The organism is Enterococcus sp. M-BR2 (assembly GCF_056612775.1).
Map to the genome: position 1 here is coordinate 1,111,812 of NZ_CM152743.1, position 17,484 is coordinate 1,129,295.

General features: G+C 39.0%; 16 protein-coding genes and 2 pseudogenes. 3 read left to right on the top strand and 15 right to left on the bottom strand.

Features of this window, described 5'->3' with window-relative positions; translation table 11 throughout:
• Nucleotides 1-8 precede the first annotated feature (8 nt).
• Nucleotides 9-2,054 carry a DNA topoisomerase IV subunit B gene (gene parE, locus AC1F25_RS05405; RefSeq protein WP_002335004.1) on the bottom strand — a complete coding sequence of 682 codons (2,046 nt, stop codon included), beginning with the start codon at nucleotides 2,052-2,054 and terminating at the stop codon, nucleotides 9-11.
• Between the two features lie 165 nt (nucleotides 2,055-2,219).
• A complete protein-coding gene (locus AC1F25_RS05410) occupies nucleotides 2,220-2,654 on the bottom strand; it encodes a CoA-binding protein (protein WP_002309549.1) in 435 nt (144 codons plus the stop codon).
• Nucleotides 2,655-2,780: 126 nt separating this feature from the next.
• Here AC1F25_RS05410 and plsY point away from each other — a divergent pair, with 126 nt between their 5' ends.
• Nucleotides 2,781-3,419, top strand: coding sequence for a glycerol-3-phosphate 1-O-acyltransferase PlsY (gene plsY / locus AC1F25_RS05415; RefSeq protein ID WP_151668942.1), 639 nt, complete (start codon nucleotides 2,781-2,783; stop codon nucleotides 3,417-3,419).
• Nucleotides 3,420-3,562: 143 nt separating this feature from the next.
• On the opposite strand, the gene AC1F25_RS05420 is transcribed toward plsY, so the two are convergent.
• The 10 genes and pseudogenes from AC1F25_RS05420 to ylqF form a co-directional block, all read right to left on the bottom strand.
• The gene (locus AC1F25_RS05420) at nucleotides 3,563-4,438 is read right to left on the bottom strand and encodes an aldose 1-epimerase family protein (RefSeq protein ID WP_002309552.1); all 876 of its coding nucleotides are present in this window, start codon (nucleotides 4,436-4,438) and stop codon (nucleotides 3,563-3,565) included.
• An 80-nt stretch (nucleotides 4,439-4,518) separates the two neighbouring features.
• Entirely contained in the window at nucleotides 4,519-5,310 is a 792-nt protein-coding gene (gene codY, locus AC1F25_RS05425; protein ID WP_002309554.1) for a GTP-sensing pleiotropic transcriptional regulator CodY, read from the bottom strand.
• A gap of 15 nt (nucleotides 5,311-5,325) precedes the next feature.
• Complete coding sequence (gene hslU, locus AC1F25_RS05430) at nucleotides 5,326-6,726, bottom strand: ATP-dependent protease ATPase subunit HslU (RefSeq protein ID WP_002313868.1); 1,401 nt, start codon at nucleotides 6,724-6,726, stop codon at nucleotides 5,326-5,328.
• A 13-nt stretch (nucleotides 6,727-6,739) separates the two neighbouring features.
• Nucleotides 6,740-7,288, bottom strand: a complete 549-nt coding sequence (gene hslV / locus AC1F25_RS05435; protein WP_002290221.1) for an HslVU peptidase proteolytic subunit — start codon at nucleotides 7,286-7,288, stop codon at nucleotides 6,740-6,742.
• Between the two features lie 35 nt (nucleotides 7,289-7,323).
• On the bottom strand, nucleotides 7,324-8,229 hold the full coding sequence (xerC, locus tag AC1F25_RS05440; protein ID WP_002313869.1) for a tyrosine recombinase XerC: 906 nt from the start codon (nucleotides 8,227-8,229) through the stop codon (nucleotides 7,324-7,326).
• A gap of 197 nt (nucleotides 8,230-8,426) precedes the next feature.
• Nucleotides 8,427-9,802, bottom strand: a pseudogene (gene trmFO, locus AC1F25_RS05445) (FADH(2)-oxidizing methylenetetrahydrofolate--tRNA-(uracil(54)-C(5))-methyltransferase TrmFO).
• Entirely contained in the window at nucleotides 9,771-11,849 is a 2,079-nt protein-coding gene (gene topA, locus AC1F25_RS05450) for a type I DNA topoisomerase (protein ID WP_002345057.1), read from the bottom strand. The pseudogene trmFO and the gene topA overlap by 32 nt, the downstream one beginning before the upstream one ends.
• A 121-nt stretch (nucleotides 11,850-11,970) precedes the next feature.
• A pseudogene (dprA, locus tag AC1F25_RS05455) lies at nucleotides 11,971-12,827 on the bottom strand (DNA-processing protein DprA).
• 55 nt (nucleotides 12,828-12,882) lie between these two features.
• Nucleotides 12,883-13,650 (bottom strand): ribonuclease HII, encoded by a 768-nt coding sequence (locus tag AC1F25_RS05460; RefSeq protein ID WP_002309565.1) that lies wholly within the window; start codon nucleotides 13,648-13,650, stop codon nucleotides 12,883-12,885.
• Nucleotides 13,643-14,503, bottom strand: a complete 861-nt coding sequence (gene ylqF / locus AC1F25_RS05465; RefSeq protein ID WP_479994345.1) for a ribosome biogenesis GTPase YlqF — start codon at nucleotides 14,501-14,503, stop codon at nucleotides 13,643-13,645. Before ylqF ends, AC1F25_RS05460 begins: the two co-directional genes overlap by 8 nt.
• A gap of 260 nt (nucleotides 14,504-14,763) precedes the next feature.
• Here ylqF and AC1F25_RS05470 point away from each other — a divergent pair, with 260 nt between their 5' ends.
• Together AC1F25_RS05470 and AC1F25_RS05475 are read left to right on the top strand one after the other, a co-directional pair.
• The gene (locus AC1F25_RS05470) at nucleotides 14,764-15,162 is read left to right on the top strand and encodes a VOC family protein (RefSeq protein ID WP_002309568.1); all 399 of its coding nucleotides are present in this window, start codon (nucleotides 14,764-14,766) and stop codon (nucleotides 15,160-15,162) included.
• A gap of 236 nt (nucleotides 15,163-15,398) precedes the next feature.
• Nucleotides 15,399-15,941 carry a folate family ECF transporter S component gene (locus AC1F25_RS05475; RefSeq protein ID WP_002313872.1) on the top strand — a complete coding sequence of 181 codons (543 nt, stop codon included), beginning with the start codon at nucleotides 15,399-15,401 and terminating at the stop codon, nucleotides 15,939-15,941.
• 87 nt (nucleotides 15,942-16,028) lie between these two features.
• Here AC1F25_RS05475 and lepB read toward each other — a convergent pair whose 3' ends face one another.
• The 3 genes from lepB to msrA all read right to left on the bottom strand — a co-directional run bounded on the left by lepB (nucleotide 16,029) and on the right by msrA (nucleotide 17,472).
• On the bottom strand, nucleotides 16,029-16,580 hold the full coding sequence (gene lepB, locus AC1F25_RS05480; RefSeq protein WP_002313873.1) for a signal peptidase I: 552 nt from the start codon (nucleotides 16,578-16,580) through the stop codon (nucleotides 16,029-16,031).
• Nucleotides 16,581-16,729: 149 nt separating this feature from the next.
• Nucleotides 16,730-16,957 carry a YozE family protein gene (locus AC1F25_RS05485; RefSeq protein WP_002309571.1) on the bottom strand — a complete coding sequence of 76 codons (228 nt, stop codon included), beginning with the start codon at nucleotides 16,955-16,957 and terminating at the stop codon, nucleotides 16,730-16,732.
• Nucleotides 16,954-17,472: a peptide-methionine (S)-S-oxide reductase MsrA gene (gene msrA / locus AC1F25_RS05490; protein WP_002309572.1), complete on the bottom strand. Its 519-nt coding sequence runs from the start codon at nucleotides 17,470-17,472 to the stop codon at nucleotides 16,954-16,956. The genes AC1F25_RS05485 and msrA overlap by 4 nt, the downstream gene beginning before the upstream one ends.
• Nucleotides 17,473-17,484: the final 12 nt, after the last annotated feature.

Below are 17,484 nucleotides of genomic sequence, written 5' to 3' on the forward strand. Positions count from 1 at the left end.
GTGACCTCCTATTCTACTTCAAATAACTGATTGTCTTCTTTTTTATCTGCTCGTTCTTCATCTAATAATTCATTAGAAACTGAAGGAGAGATTTCAGTATCCTCTTTTTTATCTAAGATACTGCCATCTTCTTCCAACGTAAATTGTACGTGATTTTCGATCCATTTTCTTCGAGGTTCTACTTTGTCACCCATTAGTGTGGTTACTCGACGCTCAGCTTGCGCAGCATCGTCGATACGGACGCGAATCAACGTACGGGAAGTTGGATCCATCGTTGTTTCCCACAATTGTTCCGCATTCATCTCTCCAAGTCCTTTATATCGCTGTAGCATATATCCTTTGCCGACTTTTTTAATCATTGCTGCCAATTCGTCATCTGTCCACGCATATTCAATGACTTGCTTCTTCCCTTGTCCTTTGGATACTTTATATAAAGGCGGTAACGCGATATATACTTTCCCAGCTTCAATCAGCGGTTTCATATAACGATAAAAGAAAGTAAGCAGTAATACTTGAATATGGGCGCCGTCTGTATCCGCATCGGTCATGATGATTACTTTGTCGTAATTACAGTCTTCGATAGAAAATTCAGGGCCGACTCCTGCACCAATCGTATAGATCATCGTATTGATTTCTTCATTTTTCAAGATATCTTGCATTTTTGCTTTTTCGGTATTGATGACTTTTCCTCGTAAAGGTAGAATTGCTTGGAACTTTCTGTCTCTTCCTTGTTTAGCAGATCCGCCGGCAGAATCCCCTTCGACTAAATACAATTCATTTTTCTTAGGATTTCGGGATTGTGCGGGTGTCAATTTTCCTGAAAGAAGAGATTCGCCTTTTTTACGCTTCTTTCCATTTCGGCTTTCTTCTCTGGCTTTACGTGCTGCTTCTCTCGCTTCTCTCGCTTTGATTGCTTTACGGACCAACATCTGGCTCATTTCGCTATTTTCCTGCAAATAAAAGCCCATTTGTTCACTGATGACGTTATCTACTACGGTTCGAGCAACTGGCGTACCAAGTTTTTCTTTCGTTTGACCTTCAAATTGCAGAAGATTTTCAGGTACACGGATAGAGAGAACAGCAGCTAATCCTTCTCTGAAATCACTACCTTCCAGATTCTTGTCCCGTTCTTTCAGCAAGCCGACTTTTCTCGCATATTCGTTATAAGATTTCGTCATTGCCGCTTTCATTCCAGCTTCATGGGTTCCACCATCTTTTGTTCGAACATTATTGACAAAAGATAAGACATTTTCTGAATACCCGTCATTGTATTGATAAGCGACCTCTACTTCGATACCTTCTTTTTCTCCTGAAAAATAAACGACCGGTGTCAATGTATCTTTTTCTTCATTCAGGTAATCAACAAATTCTTTGATTCCTTCTTCATAATGGAAAACTTCCTTGACTGGTTCTTCTCCCCGAAGATCAGAAAGTGAGATTTTAACGCCTTTTAGAAGAAAGGCAGATTCTCTTAACCGTTCGGCTAAAATTTCATATGAAAATTTTGTTGTACTGAATATTGTATCGTCTGGTAAAAAATGGACAATCGTCCCATTTGCTTTTTTTGTTTTTCCTATCTTTTTCAACGTACCGTCAGGTTTACCGCCGTTTTTAAATTTCTGCTGATACTCTACGCCATCTCTAACGATTGTTACAGTCAGCCATTTCGATAAGGCATTTACCACACTGGCTCCTACACCGTGAAGCCCACCAGAAGTTTTGTATCCTCCTTGACCAAACTTTCCGCCAGCATGCAGCACAGTAAAAATCACTTCAACTGTTGGGATACCGGAAGCATGCATCCCTACAGGCATCCCACGTCCGCTATCTGCAACAGTTATACTATTGTCTTCATGGATGGTCACATCAATCTCACTGCCATATCCTGATAATGCTTCATCAACTGCATTATCGACGATTTCATAGACTAAATGATGCAAGCCTCGGCTGTCAGTGGATCCAATGTACATCCCTGGTCTTTTTCTAACTGCCTCTAATCCTTCCAATACTTGGATGGACGAGTCATTATATTCGTTGTTTACTTTTTTTGCCAAGGCAAACGCTCCTTCAATAATACTTTGCGGCAAAACCGCACCACGATTATCATACTAGAAAAGGTCGTGAAAAAAAAGAGGTTAGATGAGAAATCAATTTTAATTATCTCCTAACCGCTTTTTCGACATTCCTCTCTATCGATCATCTCTTCTTTGTGGTCATTTTTATTTTTGGTTTTCTTTCAACTTACCAAGTTCAATCTTGATACAGCGATCCATTACGACGTCTGTGCGTCCTGCTTTTCTTAGCATCTCATCTGCTTCTTCGTTTTCGATCCCTAGTTGTGCCCAAAACACTTTAGCATCGGTTTTCAAAAAATCAGCTGCTACTTCAGGTAAAAATTCGCTCCGTCTAAATACATCTACGATATCGATTGAATCATCGATTTCTGTTAAATTTGCATAGACTTTCTCTCCTAGAATTTCTTCACCAGCCAATAATGGATTTACTGGTATGATTTTATATCCATTGTCTTGCAATACCTGTGCAACCATGTAACTTGTTCGCTCTGGTTTATTGCTCAAGCCTACGATGGCAATATTTTTTGCTTCTTTCAAATAGTTAAAAATCGTTTCTTGTGTTGGATTTTTTATAGACATTTCTGTCACCCCTTGCTTTTCTTTTTATTTCATCTATTATACTTCTATCTTTCATTTTTTCAATTGTTCCTGTTACCTATTCATGCTAAAATAAAGGATAGTTTTCAACTTGAGAGAGGGTAAAAAATGAAATTGATCTTATTACTTATTTTAGCATATCTTTTAGGTTCTATTCCTTCCGGCGTCTGGATTGGCAAATTGTTTTTCAAAAAAGATATCCGGCAACATGGGAGCGGTAATACTGGAACCACCAATACATTTCGGGTATTAGGCAAAACCGCCGGGATTGTTGTCCTTCTTATGGATATTTTAAAGGGTACATTGGCTACTTGTCTGCCGATGATTTTTCACCTTTCTGGGAATAACCCTCTTTGGTTTGGGGTATGTGCGATTCTTGGTCATACATTTCCGATATTTGCTGGGTTTAAAGGAGGAAAAGCTGTTGCGACAAGTGCAGGAATGCTTTTAGGATTTAATCCTGTATTTTTTGTTTATTCCTGTATCATTTTTATCGTTAGTCTATTTTGTACAAGTATGGTGAGTTTGAGCAGTATGATCAGTGCAGCGTTGATCACTTTCTCCACGATCGTCCTTCCTTATGTAGCTCCTGTGATTTTGGCTAAGCCCAATTGGTTGCTGACGATCATTGCCTTTTTAGTCTCTTCCTTTATCTTCTATCGTCATAAAGACAATATCAAGCGTATCAGAAACCATACGGAAAGTCGAATCCCATTTGGTTTGAACAGCAGCAAGAAAAAATCCTGACATTTTTTCAGTCCAAAGAGATAAAACAGGAGTGTGACATGGATTTGTCACACTCCCTTTTTTCGAACAAACGGTATTCCAGAAGCTGACCACTTCTGTCACAACCTCTTATTACTTGATGTAGAATAGCTTTTTACACCCTCTTACTTCACTGTGATCGAATATTTTGTCTTGAAGATTTCATGGGCACCTAGTTGATTGATTCCTACTTTTTCCATCAAGTTTCCACTGCTATTCACCGTGTCAGCAATTCCACACCATGGTTCGATACACACGAAAGGGGCTTCTTTTGGATAAGGAGACCAGATTCCTACATAAGGCATATCTTTATAGCTTAAAGTTATGCTATGGTAAGATTTTTCACTCCGAATGGCGTACGCATTTAGTCCTCTTGTTTCAAAAACCAATGCATCTTGATCAAAAAGTTCACGATTCAAAGCCAGATTCGTATTTGTCTGTCCTAACGTCTTTTGTTCCATATCAATGAATGGGCCTTTTAAAGGTAGGCGTAATCTTGATTTCAATGGAGAAAATGCTAGATAAAAGTCTTCGAATGACAATCCTTCTTCAAGAGGTACATTGAAAGCAGGATGTCCACCGATAGAAAAGAACATTTCTTCTTCACCTGTATTTGCTACTTGGTAATGGACCGTGATACCGTCTCCTCCTAATTCATAACTAATCACTAATTCAAAATCAAAAGGATATTTTTCTAATGTCTCCGGTGTACTCCGCAAGATGAAACTAGCCATTTCTTGTCCATGTTCAATGACTTCAAAATCCATATCTCGGGCAAATCCATGTTGTCCCATTTGATATGTTTTCCCTTGGTAAACATACTGGTCATCTTTTAAACGTCCAACAAAAGGGAATAAAACTGGTGCATGTCTGCCCCAATACGCTGGATCACCTTGCCAGATATACTCTAAACCGTGTTCTTTTGATTTTAAACTGATCAATTCCGCACCGTGTTCAGCGATTTCAGCGATCAGCTGGTCATTTTGAATAATAACAGTCATTGCCATTCCTCCAACTTCGACTTACTTTTTAAAATGGGAAGGCTGGAGCAAACATCTGTATCCGCCCCAGTCCCTTGTTTCTAATAACTATGTTTTGCTAATTCTTCTTTAAAACGGGAATTCAATACTTTTAAATAAGTTCCCTTCATGCCTAACGAGCGAGATTCAATGATTCCAGCTGATTCCAATTTTCGTAAAGCATTGACGATCACAGAACGAGTGATTCCGATGCTATCGGCGATATTAGAAGCAGTCAAACGTCCTTCATCTCCATCCAACGCTTCAAAAATGGCTTGTACAGCCTTTAACTCGCTGTAAGACAATGTGTTGATTGCCATTTGAACAGCCGTCGCACTCCGTACATCAGCTTCGATACTTCGAGACTTCTGATAAAGGATCTGCATACCGACAACCGTAGCTCCATATTCTGCTAAGACGAGATCGTCATCTGCAAACGATTGTTCCATGCGAGACAAAATGATCGTCCCCAGACGTTCGCCAGCTCCAAAGATTGGAACGACAGTCGTCAAACCAAATGGGTATTTTTCTCTTGACTCTACCGGAAACGCAGTGATATCACTTGTAATCGGGATATTAGCTTCAGTTTTCATCAGCTGTGCCACTGTATCAGTGTAAGATTCAGGAAATTGTTTCTCAACAAACATTGTTTTGATTCGTTCATTATTCACATCGTGGCGTTCATTGTAACCTAGTAATACTCCGTCACTTCCTATGATATAGGTGTTGCTGTCAAGAATACCACCTAATGTGACAGCCATTTTATCGTAAGGCAAATCTGCTTGCATGTCAAAAGTATTCTTTTGCTGCAAAAGTGTGTTTATCTTGCGAGTTTTCGTTAGCAAGTCTGTCATTGTCGTCCTCCGATTTTATAAAATATAGCGACTTAAATCTTCATTTGCCGCAATTGAGCCAAGTTTGTCATCAACGTATGCTTCTGTGATCGTTATTTCACCCATTTGCATATCTGGTGCTTCAAATAATAGGTCTTCTAATAATTTTTCCAAAATAGTGTGCAGTCTACGTGCACCGATATTATCTGTGTCACGATTGACATCGAAAGCAATTTGAGCGATCCGTTCAATTGCTTCTTTTGTAAATGTAACTGACACATTTTCTGTACCAATCAATGCTACATATTGTTTTATCAAAGCATTATTCGGTTCAGTCAGAATTTTCACAAAATCTTCAGCTGTCAAATCATCTAATTCTACCCGTATTGGGAAGCGTCCTTGAAGTTCTGGAATTAGATCACTTGGTTTAGACAAATGGAAAGCTCCTGAAGCAATGAATAGGACGTGATCTGTTTGAATGATCCCGTATTTTGTGTTTACTTGTGAACCTTCGACAATTGGCAATATGTCTCTTTGGACGCCTTCTCTGGATACTTCTCCAGATTGCTGTGATTTAGAAGTAATCTTATCGATTTCATCGATAAAGATAATCCCACTTTCTTCCGCTAATTTGATTGCCTCACTATGGATATCAGCATCCTTGACTAGTTTTGCTGATTCTTCTTTGATTAATAACTCTAAAGCTTCTTTGACTGTTACCGTCCGTTCCACTTTTTTCTTCGGTGTTAGAGCACCTAACGTTTCATTTAGGTCGATCCCCATTTGCTCCAATCCATTGTTCATCATTGGTGCAGGTTTCTTTTGATCTTCGACTTCAATGGTCACTTCACGATTGTCCAGTAATCCCTTTTGTAGTTGTTCCAAAATTGTACGGCGGTTGATCCGAATATCTTCTGTCACTTCTTCTTGTGGTTCAGCATTGTTTTGCTGACTAGCATTAAAAAGATTCATCATTTGTTCAAATTGATTAGTGGATTGTTTCTGTTCTTTTTTTATACCAGGCACTAAGATTTTTACCAAACGTTTTTCAGCATTTTTTTTAGCACTTGTGTATACACGGCTGTATTGCTCTTTTTCTACGATTTGGATCGCATTTTCCACTAAATCCCGGACCATTGATTCTACATCTCTTCCAACATAACCGACTTCAGTAAATTTTGTTGCTTCGACTTTGACAAATGGTGCATTGACGATTTTGGCCAAGCGTCGCGCGATTTCTGTTTTACCGACCCCTGTAGGTCCGATCATCAGCATATTTTTGGGTGTAATATCTTGTTGCATTTTTTCATCTAACTGCAAACGGCGGTAGCGGTTACGCAAAGCGACGGCAACAGATTTTTTTGCTGCATGCTGTCCTACGATGTACTCGTCTAATTCACTTACGATTTGTCTTGGTGTTTGTTTCAATTCATACATATTTACTCACCTCTTACAGTTCTTCTACGATAATATTATGATTAGTAAAGATACAGATGTCTGCGGCAATATTTAACGCATTTTCTGCAATTTCTTTCGCACTCATGTCATTTTGAGCATAATTTTTCATTGCTCGGGCTGCGGCCAATGCAAAATTCCCGCCTGATCCGATAGCTAAGATGCCATCATCTGGCGTAATCACTTCTCCTGTACCTGAAACAAGAAGCATTTCTTTCTCATTCATTACGATCAGCATCGCTTCAAGTTTTTGCATAGATTGCTGTGTCCGCCATTCTTGAGCTAATTCAACAGCCGCACGTTGCAGATTTCCATTGTATTCGTTCAATTTGCCTTCAAATTTTTCTTCTAAAGTAAACGCATCTGCGACACTTCCGGCGAAACCTACAACAACCTCTCCATTGTAGATACGTCGTACTTTCTTTGCTGTACCTTTCATGACAACAGATTCACCCATTGTTACTTGGCCATCTCCAGCCATGGCAAATTTTCCGTCTTTTTCGACAGCACAGATTGTGGTTGAATGAAATGGTGATTCGACCATGTTTGTTTCCTCCTAAATTTGTTCTTTTCCTTATTTTACGCTCTTGGATGGAATGAACGATAGTTTTTTTGTAGACTTTCTTTTGTTACATGGGCATAGATCTGGGTAGTTGATAAATTGGCATGTCCTAACAATTCTTGGACTGTCCGCAAATCTGCCCCATTATTTAATAAATGAGTGGCGAATGTATGGCGCAGCATGTGGGGATGGATATCGCTATCCAAGCTGCTTTTTTTGATGATCTGATTCAAGACATATTCAATACCAGTAGGCGTGATTGGTTTTCCATGATGATTCACAAAAACAATATCATGCTCTTCGTGGTATTTTGTCATCAATACCTGACGGCCTTCTGTGAAATATTCTTGTAGAGCATCTTGGGCAAAAGAACCTAGCGGCGCGTATCTCTCCTTGTTTCCTTTACCATGAATCAACATGACCTCTGAATCAAAATCAATGTCTGATACCAACAGATTACTACACTCGCTTAAACGGATACCAGATCCGTAAAGGACTTCCAGCAAAGCGCGGTTCCTCAAATCTAGAGGACTGTCTCCTGCTACGCTGTCAAAAAGTGCTTGCATTTCATTTTCATAAAAAAAGCGTGGCAATCTCAAATTTTTCTTTTTGAGATGAACGTAAGAAAATGGATTTTCTTTTATCACTTCTTCTTTGAGAAGGTACTGATAAAACGAACGTAGGCTAGCTATCTTGCGACTGATAGAGTTTCTGCTATAGCTGGGGCGATGATCAGCTAATGCACTCAAATAGACACGAACCGTAAAGTATTCCGCCTTCAGCAGATCAGCGTCTCCAGATTCCTCCAAGAAATGTTTAAAATGGAGAATATCTTCTTCATATGCTTCTTTCGTTTTTTCTGAATATCCTCTTTCGACAATCAAATAACGCAAAAATTTTTGTTCCCACGTGGCTTCCGTCATTTTCTCACCTTCCTTTTGTCCCAGAGAATAATTTAGCACAGCGTCTACAAAAAGACAAATAAATTGTCAGAATTTAACCAATATTTCTAAGTTTGTTCACAATTAATGCAATTCCTCACATTTTGTTTGAGAAATCCTTAAGGAAAACGCAAGAAAAAGAGCGAGACTATCCGTCTCACCCTCTTCATCGAGTTTGCTCACTCATTTGGGACTGCTGTTTTTCTAATTCTTTTTTTATTGTCTCATTAGCTTTTAAAGCTCGTTGGGCAATTGCTTCATATCTTGCTTTTTTGTCTCGAATGCGTTCCGGCAATTCAGGAAATAGACCGTAGTTGGCATTCATTGGTTGGAAATGTTTTCCTTCCGCATGAGTAATGTAATACGCCATGCTTCCAATAGCTGTTTCTTGTGGAAACTCGACTGGTTCCATTTCTTTTGCTAAGCGTGCCGCATTGATTCCAGCAAGTAATCCACTTGCTGCACTTTCAACATAGCCTTCTACACCAGTCATTTGACCTGCAAAGAACAAATCTTCGCGTTTCGTTGATTGATACGTCGGTTTCAGTAATTCTGGCGAATTCATAAAGCTATTTCGGTGCATAACACCATAGCGAACGAATTCAGCATTTTCCAATCCAGGAATCATCCGGAAAACACGTTTTTGCTCGCCCCATTTCAAGTGAGTTTGGAAGCCCACGATGTTGTATAAAGAAGCTGCAGCATTGTCTTGACGTAGCTGGATAACAGCATAAGGACGTTTGCCAGTTTTAGGATCTTCCAGCCCAACTGGTTTCATAGGACCAAAAAGCATTGTTTTGAAACCACGCTGTGCCATTACTTCGATTGGCATACATCCTTCAAAATATTTTTCTTTTTCAAAAGATTTAAGTTCTGCCACTTCGGCATTGATTAGTGCCTCATGGAAAGCTTTGAATTCCTCTTCTGTCATCGGACAGTTCAAGTAAGCTGCTTCTCCTTTGTCATAGCGGGACTTCAAATATACTTTATCCATATCGATCGTAGCTTTGTCTACGATCGGTGCAGCTGCGTCGTAGAAATAAAAACCATCTGAACCATTGAATGCTTTGATACTTTCTGCCAATGGATGAGAAGTCAACGGTCCTGTTGCTACTACGGTGATTCCTTCTGGTATTTCAGTAATTTCTTCGTTTATCACTGTTACTAATGGATGCTCTTTGACTTTTCGGGTAATCGTTTCAGAAAAAGAATCTCGGTCAACAGCTAAAGCACCACCAGCTGGCACTGCTGTTTCATCTGCCGAAGTGATTACTACTGAATTCAATCGTCGCATTTCTTCTTTCAATAATCCTACTGCGTTAGCCAAACTATTTCCTCTTAGTGAATTGGAACATACTAGTTCAGCAAAATTACTTGTGTGATGCGCCTCAGTCGATTTGACTGGACGCATTTCATATAAACGGACAGGTACTCCTGCTTGTGCGATCTGCCAAGCAGCTTCACTTCCGGCAAGTCCTGCTCCAACAACATTTACCATTTTCAATGAAAGAACCTCTTTTCTATTATTTTTGGATGTCTTCTTCGTAGTCTCCATTTACACAGACTACTTGTTTGCCACCTTTGACTTTCTTCTCAACCAGATATCCATCACATTTTGGACAATTTCTGCCCACTGGTTTATCCCAAGAAGTGAATTCACATTCTGGAAAACGAGAACAACCGTAGAACAGTCTGTTTTTCTTAGATTTTCGTTCGATAACTTGCCCTTCATGACATACTGGACAAGTCACACCGATTTCTTTTACGATTGGTTTGGTATTCCGACAATCAGGAAAATTGCTACAAGCATAAAACTTCCCGTATTTCCCTAATTTTATCACCATCGGATGTCCACAGACATCACAATCGAATCCTGCTGGTTCATCTTTGATTTGGATTTTTTCGATTTTTTCTTCCGCATTCGTCAGTTCTTTTTCAAACGGTTTATAGAAACGATCGACTACTTTGACCCACGCTTCCGTGCCTTCTTCGATTTTATCCAAATCTCCTTCCATTTCTGCTGTGAAATGGACATCGACGATTTGAGGGAAAAATTCACAGATCAGCGAATTGACAATCTCTCCTAATTCTGTCGGCTCAAATCTTTTTTGTGTCAATTTTACATAGTAGCGTCTTTGGATCGTATCAAGTGTTGGTGCATAAGTGGAAGGTCGCCCTACCCCGTTTTCTTCTAGTGCACGAATCAACGTAGCCTCACTGAAACGTGCAGGTGGTTGAGTAAAATGCTGTTTTGGTTCAATATCAACAGATTGGACGACATCGCCTTCTTCAAGTTCTGGAAGAATATTTTCTTTCTCTTCTTTGCCGTCGTCTCTACCTTCCACATACACTTGCATGAATCCTTTGAATTTGATTTTTGAACCGTTCGCAATGAAGATCACACCATTTTGTTCTAATGTTACTTTCATTGTATCTAAAATAGCCGGCGTCATCTGACTAGCCACAAAACGTGACCAGATCAATGTATAAAGTTTCAATTGATCTTTATCTAAATATTGTTTGAGTTCTTCTGGTGTACGAAGCACACTCGTTGGACGCACAGCTTCATGGGCATCTTGTGCGCCTTGAGCATTTTTGATCTTTCGGTGATCATGTCTAGAAAATTCTTTTCCATACGTATCTTCAATAAATGCTGCGGCCTCTGCTTTTGCTGTATCGGCAATCCGGGTAGAATCAGTACGCATGTATGTAATCAAGCCGACTGTTCCTTGTTTACCCAAAGTGATTCCTTCATATAATTGTTGTGCTACCATCATGGTTTTTCTTGTTCGAAAGTTTAATTTACGGGCAGCTTCCTGTTGCAGGCTACTTGTAGTGAAAGGATTCGCAGGGTTTCTTTTGCGCTCTTTCTTTTCTACTTTTTTTACTTCGAAGTCTGTTCCATCAATTCTAGCAGTGACTTCTTTTACACTTTGTGCATCTGGTAACTTCTTTTTCTTACCGTCGATTCCCCAGAAATTTGCTTTGAATTTCTTGCGAGCTTTTTTAAAATTACCGTCGATGCTCCAATATTCTTCTGGAACAAATTCTCGAATCTCTTTTTCACGGTCAATAATAATTTTTAAAGCGACAGATTGGACACGTCCTGCACTTAACCCTTTCTTGACTTTGCGCCAAAGAATAGGGCTGATCGAATAACCAACGATTCTGTCTAAGGTACGACGAGCTTGCTGTGCATCTACTAAATCTACATCGATTGTTCTTGGTTCCTTAAAGGCTGCTTTGACTGCATCTTTTGTGATTTCATTGAAGACCACCCGATTTTTTTCTTTCAGATCCAACCCAAGTAGGTACGCTAAATGCCAAGCAATTGCTTCTCCTTCTCTATCCGGGTCACTTGCCAAGTAAACTTTTTGAGCTTTTTTTGCTGCGGCTTTCAGGCTTTTGATGACATCGCCTTTTCCGCGTATAGAAATATAATGGGGTTCATAATTGTTTTCAAAATCGATACCCATTTTACTTTTCGGTAAATCTCTTATATGACCAACACTGGCCATTACTTTATAGTTTCGTCCAAGATATTTCTCAATCGTCTTGGCTTTTGCAGGTGATTCTACAATCACTAAATATTTATACGCCATTACTGAATGGACTCCTTTCCATTGTCGTGTTCCTACTATTAAAAGAGGATTCATACAAATCGTAGCTAATCATATCCATTCAGAAAACGTTTGTCAAGAAAAGCAAATGAAAAGTATGGTGTTATTCTTTAAATTCTGCCAAGATATCTTCACCCGAAACCGTGCAAACTGCACCGTCTTGGATCAAATGATGACATCCGGCAGAATGTTCTGTTAAAATACTTCCTGGAACAGAAAAAACTGTTCTTCCAAGATCCAATGCTTGCTGTGCTGTTATCAGAGAGCCGCTTTTTTTCTTGGCTTCAAAGACACATGTTCCTTTAGACAAAGCTGCGATAATACGATTTCTCATTGGAAAACGATGCTTTTTCGGGCCGGATTGAGGAGGATATTCACTCAAAAGAAGATGATCATTTGCAATTACCTCTTGCAGGTCACGATTTTCAGCAGGATAGACTTGCTCTATCCCTGTTCCAATGACCGCGATTGTCCGTCCACCATGAGAGATTGCTGCTTGGTGACTGTAGGTATCTATCCCTTTCGCGCAGCCACTGACGATTACATATCCAGCTTCTACCACTGGTTTTAGTAAATAATACACTGTTTTTTTGGCTAAAGCAGAAGTACGTCTTCCACCAACAACGCTTAACATATTACAAGAAAGTAAAGATAGGTCACCACTGTAAAACAGGACAATTGGCGGATAGGTCAAGTGAAGCAACTGAGGGGATAGTTGGGATCAAAGCAAGTAATAAACGACTGTTTCAATTGGATTTTGCCCCAATTATCGTGAATTTCATGCCAACTTGTACGGAACAGCTCCCGATGTGCGGTGATTTTTCCTATCTTAACGACGTCTTCAAATCCGATTTCTTTGTAAGGATACTGCATCATCCAGTTAGCAAGTGCCCATTTCCCTTGGCTACTAATTCCTTTTGCATAAGCAAGTTTCAATAAATTCTCTTCTATTTGATACATCATAAAACCGCCTTTCGTCTCTCTTTCTAATAAGATACGTAAAAGCGGCTGTTTTTTATTGTAAATATTTTTTTACAGGTGCAAAACTTTTGCGATGGATTGGCGTAATCCCTTGTCTTTCAAGTCCTTCTAAATGTTCCTTTGTTCCATAGCCTGCATTATGCGAGAAACCATACCCAGGATAAAGCACGTCATATTCTTTCATCAATTGGTCTCGATATACTTTAGCAATGATACTTGCAGCCGCAATCGACACAGATCGTGCATCCCCTTTGATTATTTTTTCCTGCTGTATAGACAAATCCAAGGTCATCGCATCGATCAACAAATAGCTTGGTGCAATAGACAAGTTTTCTACTGCTTGGATCATCGCCAATTTACTTGCTTCATAAATATTCACTTCATCGATTGTCTGCTGATCAATGATTCCGATCCCGATGGCCAAAGCTTTTTCTTGAATTTGTTGAGAAAGAAGTTCTCGTTTTTTCTCTGATAACTGTTTTGAATCATTCAGCCCTAATATGATCTCATTTTTCGGCAAGATAACTGCAGCTGCCACGACAGGTCCAGCTAACGGTCCTCTTCCTACTTCATCAATGCCGGCAATCCATTGGTGACCTTGTGCGTACCCTTGTTTTTCAAAGCAAAACATTTCTTCATATTTTTCCTTGATCAATGCCTCTTTTTTCAATCGTCGTTCAAAAGAAACTAGCGCTTGCTGTACGCCTTTGCGTGGATCGTTCCTCAATGATTCTAGTGTAGGATCATCTATTCTCTGTATGCTTTTCAATCGTTCTTTGATACTTTGGATGGATTCAGTCATCGCTTTTTTGCTCCATTTTTTTGCAACGATCCAATGTGTATCGACCAAGTTTTCCTTGACGGATATCATGCACGACTAATTCGCTGCCACGATCATAGTCTTCTTTATACCCACGTTTTGCTGTGATATCCATCAGCAATTCCGGTGCCAATTTTTCTTCTTGCTCGATTGGCAAACCATAACGATCGCTGATTCTTCCTGAATAATATCGGGCAAAAAAGTCCAATCCGTAAATCGCCAAATCATCTAAATGGACAAGTTGGTCTTTGATGGCGCCTGTCAGCGCTAGTTTTTTGCCGATTTCTTCATCTTCAAATTTGGGCCATAAAATCCCTGGTGTGTCTAACAATTCCAACTCGTTACCCAAACGAAGCCACTGCTGACCTTTTGTTACACCTGGTTTATTTCCTGTCTGAGCAATTTTTTTGCCTACTAGTCGATTCATCAACGTAGACTTTCCAACATTCGGAATACCCAATACCATTGCCCGAATAGCGCGAGGCTTGATCCCACGAGCAGCGTCTCTTGCTCGTTTTTCTTTCAACGCTTCTTTGGCTGCAGGTACTAGCCCTTTGATTCCTTTACTTTCTTGTGCCGTGATAGCTAACGCAAGGTGACCTTGCTTACGAAAATATTCTTGCCACAGCTTTGTCTGTTGTGGATCTGCCAGATCCGCTTTATTCAACAAAACAAGCCGAGGCTTTTGCTGAATGATCTGATCTAACATTGGATTACGAGAAGATAAAGGTAAACGTGCATCTACCAATTCAAATACGATGTCCACATATTTCATTTTTTCAGAAACTTCTCGTCGGGCTTTTGCCATGTGTCCTGGAAACCATTGGATGGTCATTGTTCTCTCCATTCCTTTCATATCGGAATATTCTCCGACTTTACTTGTTTTTTATTTTTCAATATATATTCACTTTTTTCTATTATAAAAAATCCTATCTATTAGTTAAGTGAAAGTGAACCAGTCCTCATTCTATCACATCTTCTCTTTTTTGATGATGTAAATTTTTTATTTTGATTTCTGTATACGAGTCTGATTTTTTGACAGCGCTTCCTAAATAAGAGATGATAGACGAACAATGCAGAAAGGAGACGAAACAAATGAATAGTATGGTTTTTGTTAATTTTCCTGTTGCCGATGTCAATCGTTCCGTTGCTTTTTATGAAAAGCTTGGGTTTAAAAAAAACGAAGAATTCTCTACTGAAGAAGCTAGTTCAATGGTGTGGGATGACACTTTTTGGGTGATGCTCCTCTCTCATGATTTTTATAAAAAATTTATAAAAGATAAAGAAATAGCCGATAATAAAAAAACAAGTGGCGCTTTGATTTCGTTTAGTATGGACAACGCGGATAAAGTAAAAAAATTCGCTCAAATTGCAAAAGAAAATGGTGGTGCTTTCCACGAAGTCGATATGGGAATACCTGAAGAAGAAATGTTTTCATTAGAAGTCCAAGATTTGGATGGAAACACATTAGAACCCGTATGGATGAAGATGTAAGCAGATAACGAAACTGACGTTTTTATAACAAAAAAATAGAGATGGATGATGCGATAAGTATTCTCCACCTCCATTTTTTTCGATCGTACAATTGCCTTTTTTACAGTTTATAAAAGCAGTCTTCTTCTCATTTTATTAGTTGTTGGATGGTTATTTTTGTAAATCGCCAAGGTGTCATGACACCTTGGCGATTTTATGGTATCCTTTTCTTATTAACTGACAAAGGAGAGAATATTTTGAACACTTTGATTGCAAAAGACGTTTTTAGATTGCCCGAAATGAATGCAAGATTGTTATCGACTTCTGCCCTTTTATTAGCTCTTGATGTCATCTTATACAAGATAGCGATTGGTCCTGCTTATTTTCAAGTCACATTCGGATTTTTAAGTATGGCACTTATGGGTTATCTATATGGGCCGATCTGGGCTGGTTTGCTTGAAACGTTGTCGAACACTTTGAATTTCACAATATTTGGTTCAGGTACGTTTCAAGTTGCTTTTCTTATCACAGCATTCCTTGGTGGGTTTATCAATGGCTTATTTTTATATCATAAAAAGATAAACCTGCTTTCCGTCATCGCTGCCCAACTATTGATTATGATTCCAGTTAGCCTTTTTATCAATTCTTGGCTGATGTCTGTTTTGTTTGGTGCAGATTTCAAAGTGATTTTTCTAGGTAGGGTTATCAGGAATATGATTCAGATCCCTATTCAAATAACGGTTGTTTATTCATTTATCAAAGCTTTAGAGGCTAGAAAAGTGTTTAAACGAGCTGTTTGATTTTATGTACTAAGGTAATATGCTGATTTTGGACCATACGATAAAGAGGTTGTGACAAAAGAATGGTCACAACCTCTTTATTGTTTCTCACTGAATCCATTTTATTTCATCAAGCGGATAATAAACGAATCTTGCTTTACCTAAAATATCCGTTTTATTGATCGTACCAAATGAGCGGCTATCTTTTGAAACTCTTCGATTATCTCCAAGTACAAAATAACTATCTTCGGGAAGCTTCGATTGTCCCGTCAGTTCTTGTAGTGTGAAGTCCGTCGTATAGGATGCATTTGCATGATCTGACTTTATGTTTTTAGTTAGATAAGGCTCCTTCACTACTTTTCCATTGATCTTCAATTGATCATTTTGGTAGCTAACATTTTCTCCTGGAAGCCCAATCACTCGTTTGATATAAATCGTCCCATCTGCTAATTGAAAAACAACAATATCAAATCGTCTGATCTCCGAAAATTTTTCCATCACAACCATGTCGCCTTGTTTCAACACATTTTCCATTGAATTGCCTTCTACTGGTACAGGGATGAACAAAAATCCCCGCAACATGAACGCAATGAATCCAGAAACAAGTAAGTATTTGAATATAAGCCAGAAGCGATCAATATAGCGTTGTTTTTTTGTCAATCTCTATCAATCCATCCCTCGTTTTTTCCTTCTTTCTTTATTATAAGAAAAATATCAAAAAAATGCGACTAGATAGCTGAAATAAAAATAATTCTTTCTATCAAGCTGTTGGACAAAAAGCGCTTGGATCATAAATGGAAAGCCAATTTTTATAAGTCATGATTGTTCTCTAAATATTTTTCCCAAGCTTCGTCAAAAATATCCATGGATGGCAAATAGTCGACATTCAATTCTAGATAACTAGAAATTTCTTCGTAGCTAGAGCTGTGCTTAGGGAATTGGATATCTTTACCGGCTTCTGTAGCAAAAATAGATAAAGTATCATGTGCACCACCGCCTCGCAGTGTCATTAAATAGTGAAAAAAGCTTCGATTCACCCTTCGTTCCTCCAATTTTCTTCAATAAAGGCAGCCCGGCGTGCATGGTTTCTTTTAAAATTTTCAGGATGCTTTTTATAATACTCTTGATGGTCTTCTTCTGCTAGATAAAATGGTTGGGCTGGTTCGATTTTCGTAACGATTGGCTGTTCGAAACGTCCACTTTCAGCTAATTGTTTCTTACTATTTTCAGCAATGATCCGTTGTTCTTCTGTCAAATAAAAGATGACCGGACGATAATTGTCGCCGCGATCCTCAAATTGTCCGAAAGCATCAGTCGGATCCGTTTGCTGCCAGTAAAGTTCTACTAACTGTTCATATGAAATCAATGTTGGATCATAGATAATCTCCACTGCTTCCGTATGTCCAGTCGTTTGGCTTTTTACTTGTTCATAAGTTGGATCTGGTACGTGTCCTCCAGTATATCCTGACATCACTGTATGAATACCCGGAAGCGTATCGAAAGGTTGGATCATACACCAGAAGCAGCCTCCTGCAAATATTGCTCGTTCCATTATTATTCCTCC

Bases quoted from the DNA above. Each gene is read 5' to 3' on its own strand.
- xerC (WP_002313869.1), bottom strand. From the start codon at position 8,229: ATGACGGAAGCCACGTGGGAACAAAAATTTTTGCGTTATTTGATTGTC.
- codY (WP_002309554.1), bottom strand. From the start codon at position 5,310: ATGACAGACTTGCTAACGAAAACTCGCAAGATAAACACACTTTTGCAG.
- hslU (WP_002313868.1), bottom strand. From the start codon at position 6,726: ATGTATGAATTGAAACAAACACCAAGACAAATCGTAAGTGAATTAGAC.
- topA (WP_002345057.1), bottom strand. From the start codon at position 11,849: ATGGCGTATAAATATTTAGTGATTGTAGAATCACCTGCAAAAGCCAAG.
- hslV (WP_002290221.1), bottom strand. From the start codon at position 7,288: ATGGTCGAATCACCATTTCATTCAACCACAATCTGTGCTGTCGAAAAA.
- AC1F25_RS05410 (WP_002309549.1), bottom strand. From the start codon at position 2,654: ATGTCTATAAAAAATCCAACACAAGAAACGATTTTTAACTATTTGAAA.
- ylqF (WP_479994345.1), bottom strand. From the start codon at position 14,503: ATGACCATCCAATGGTTTCCAGGACACATGGCAAAAGCCCGACGAGAA.
- plsY (WP_151668942.1), top strand. From the start codon at position 2,781: ATGAAATTGATCTTATTACTTATTTTAGCATATCTTTTAGGTTCTATT.
- AC1F25_RS05460 (WP_002309565.1), bottom strand. From the start codon at position 13,650: ATGACTGAATCCATCCAAAGTATCAAAGAACGATTGAAAAGCATACAG.
- msrA (WP_002309572.1), bottom strand. From the start codon at position 17,472: ATGGAACGAGCAATATTTGCAGGAGGCTGCTTCTGGTGTATGATCCAA.
- AC1F25_RS05420 (WP_002309552.1), bottom strand. From the start codon at position 4,438: ATGACTGTTATTATTCAAAATGACCAGCTGATCGCTGAAATCGCTGAA.
- AC1F25_RS05470 (WP_002309568.1), top strand. From the start codon at position 14,764: ATGAATAGTATGGTTTTTGTTAATTTTCCTGTTGCCGATGTCAATCGT.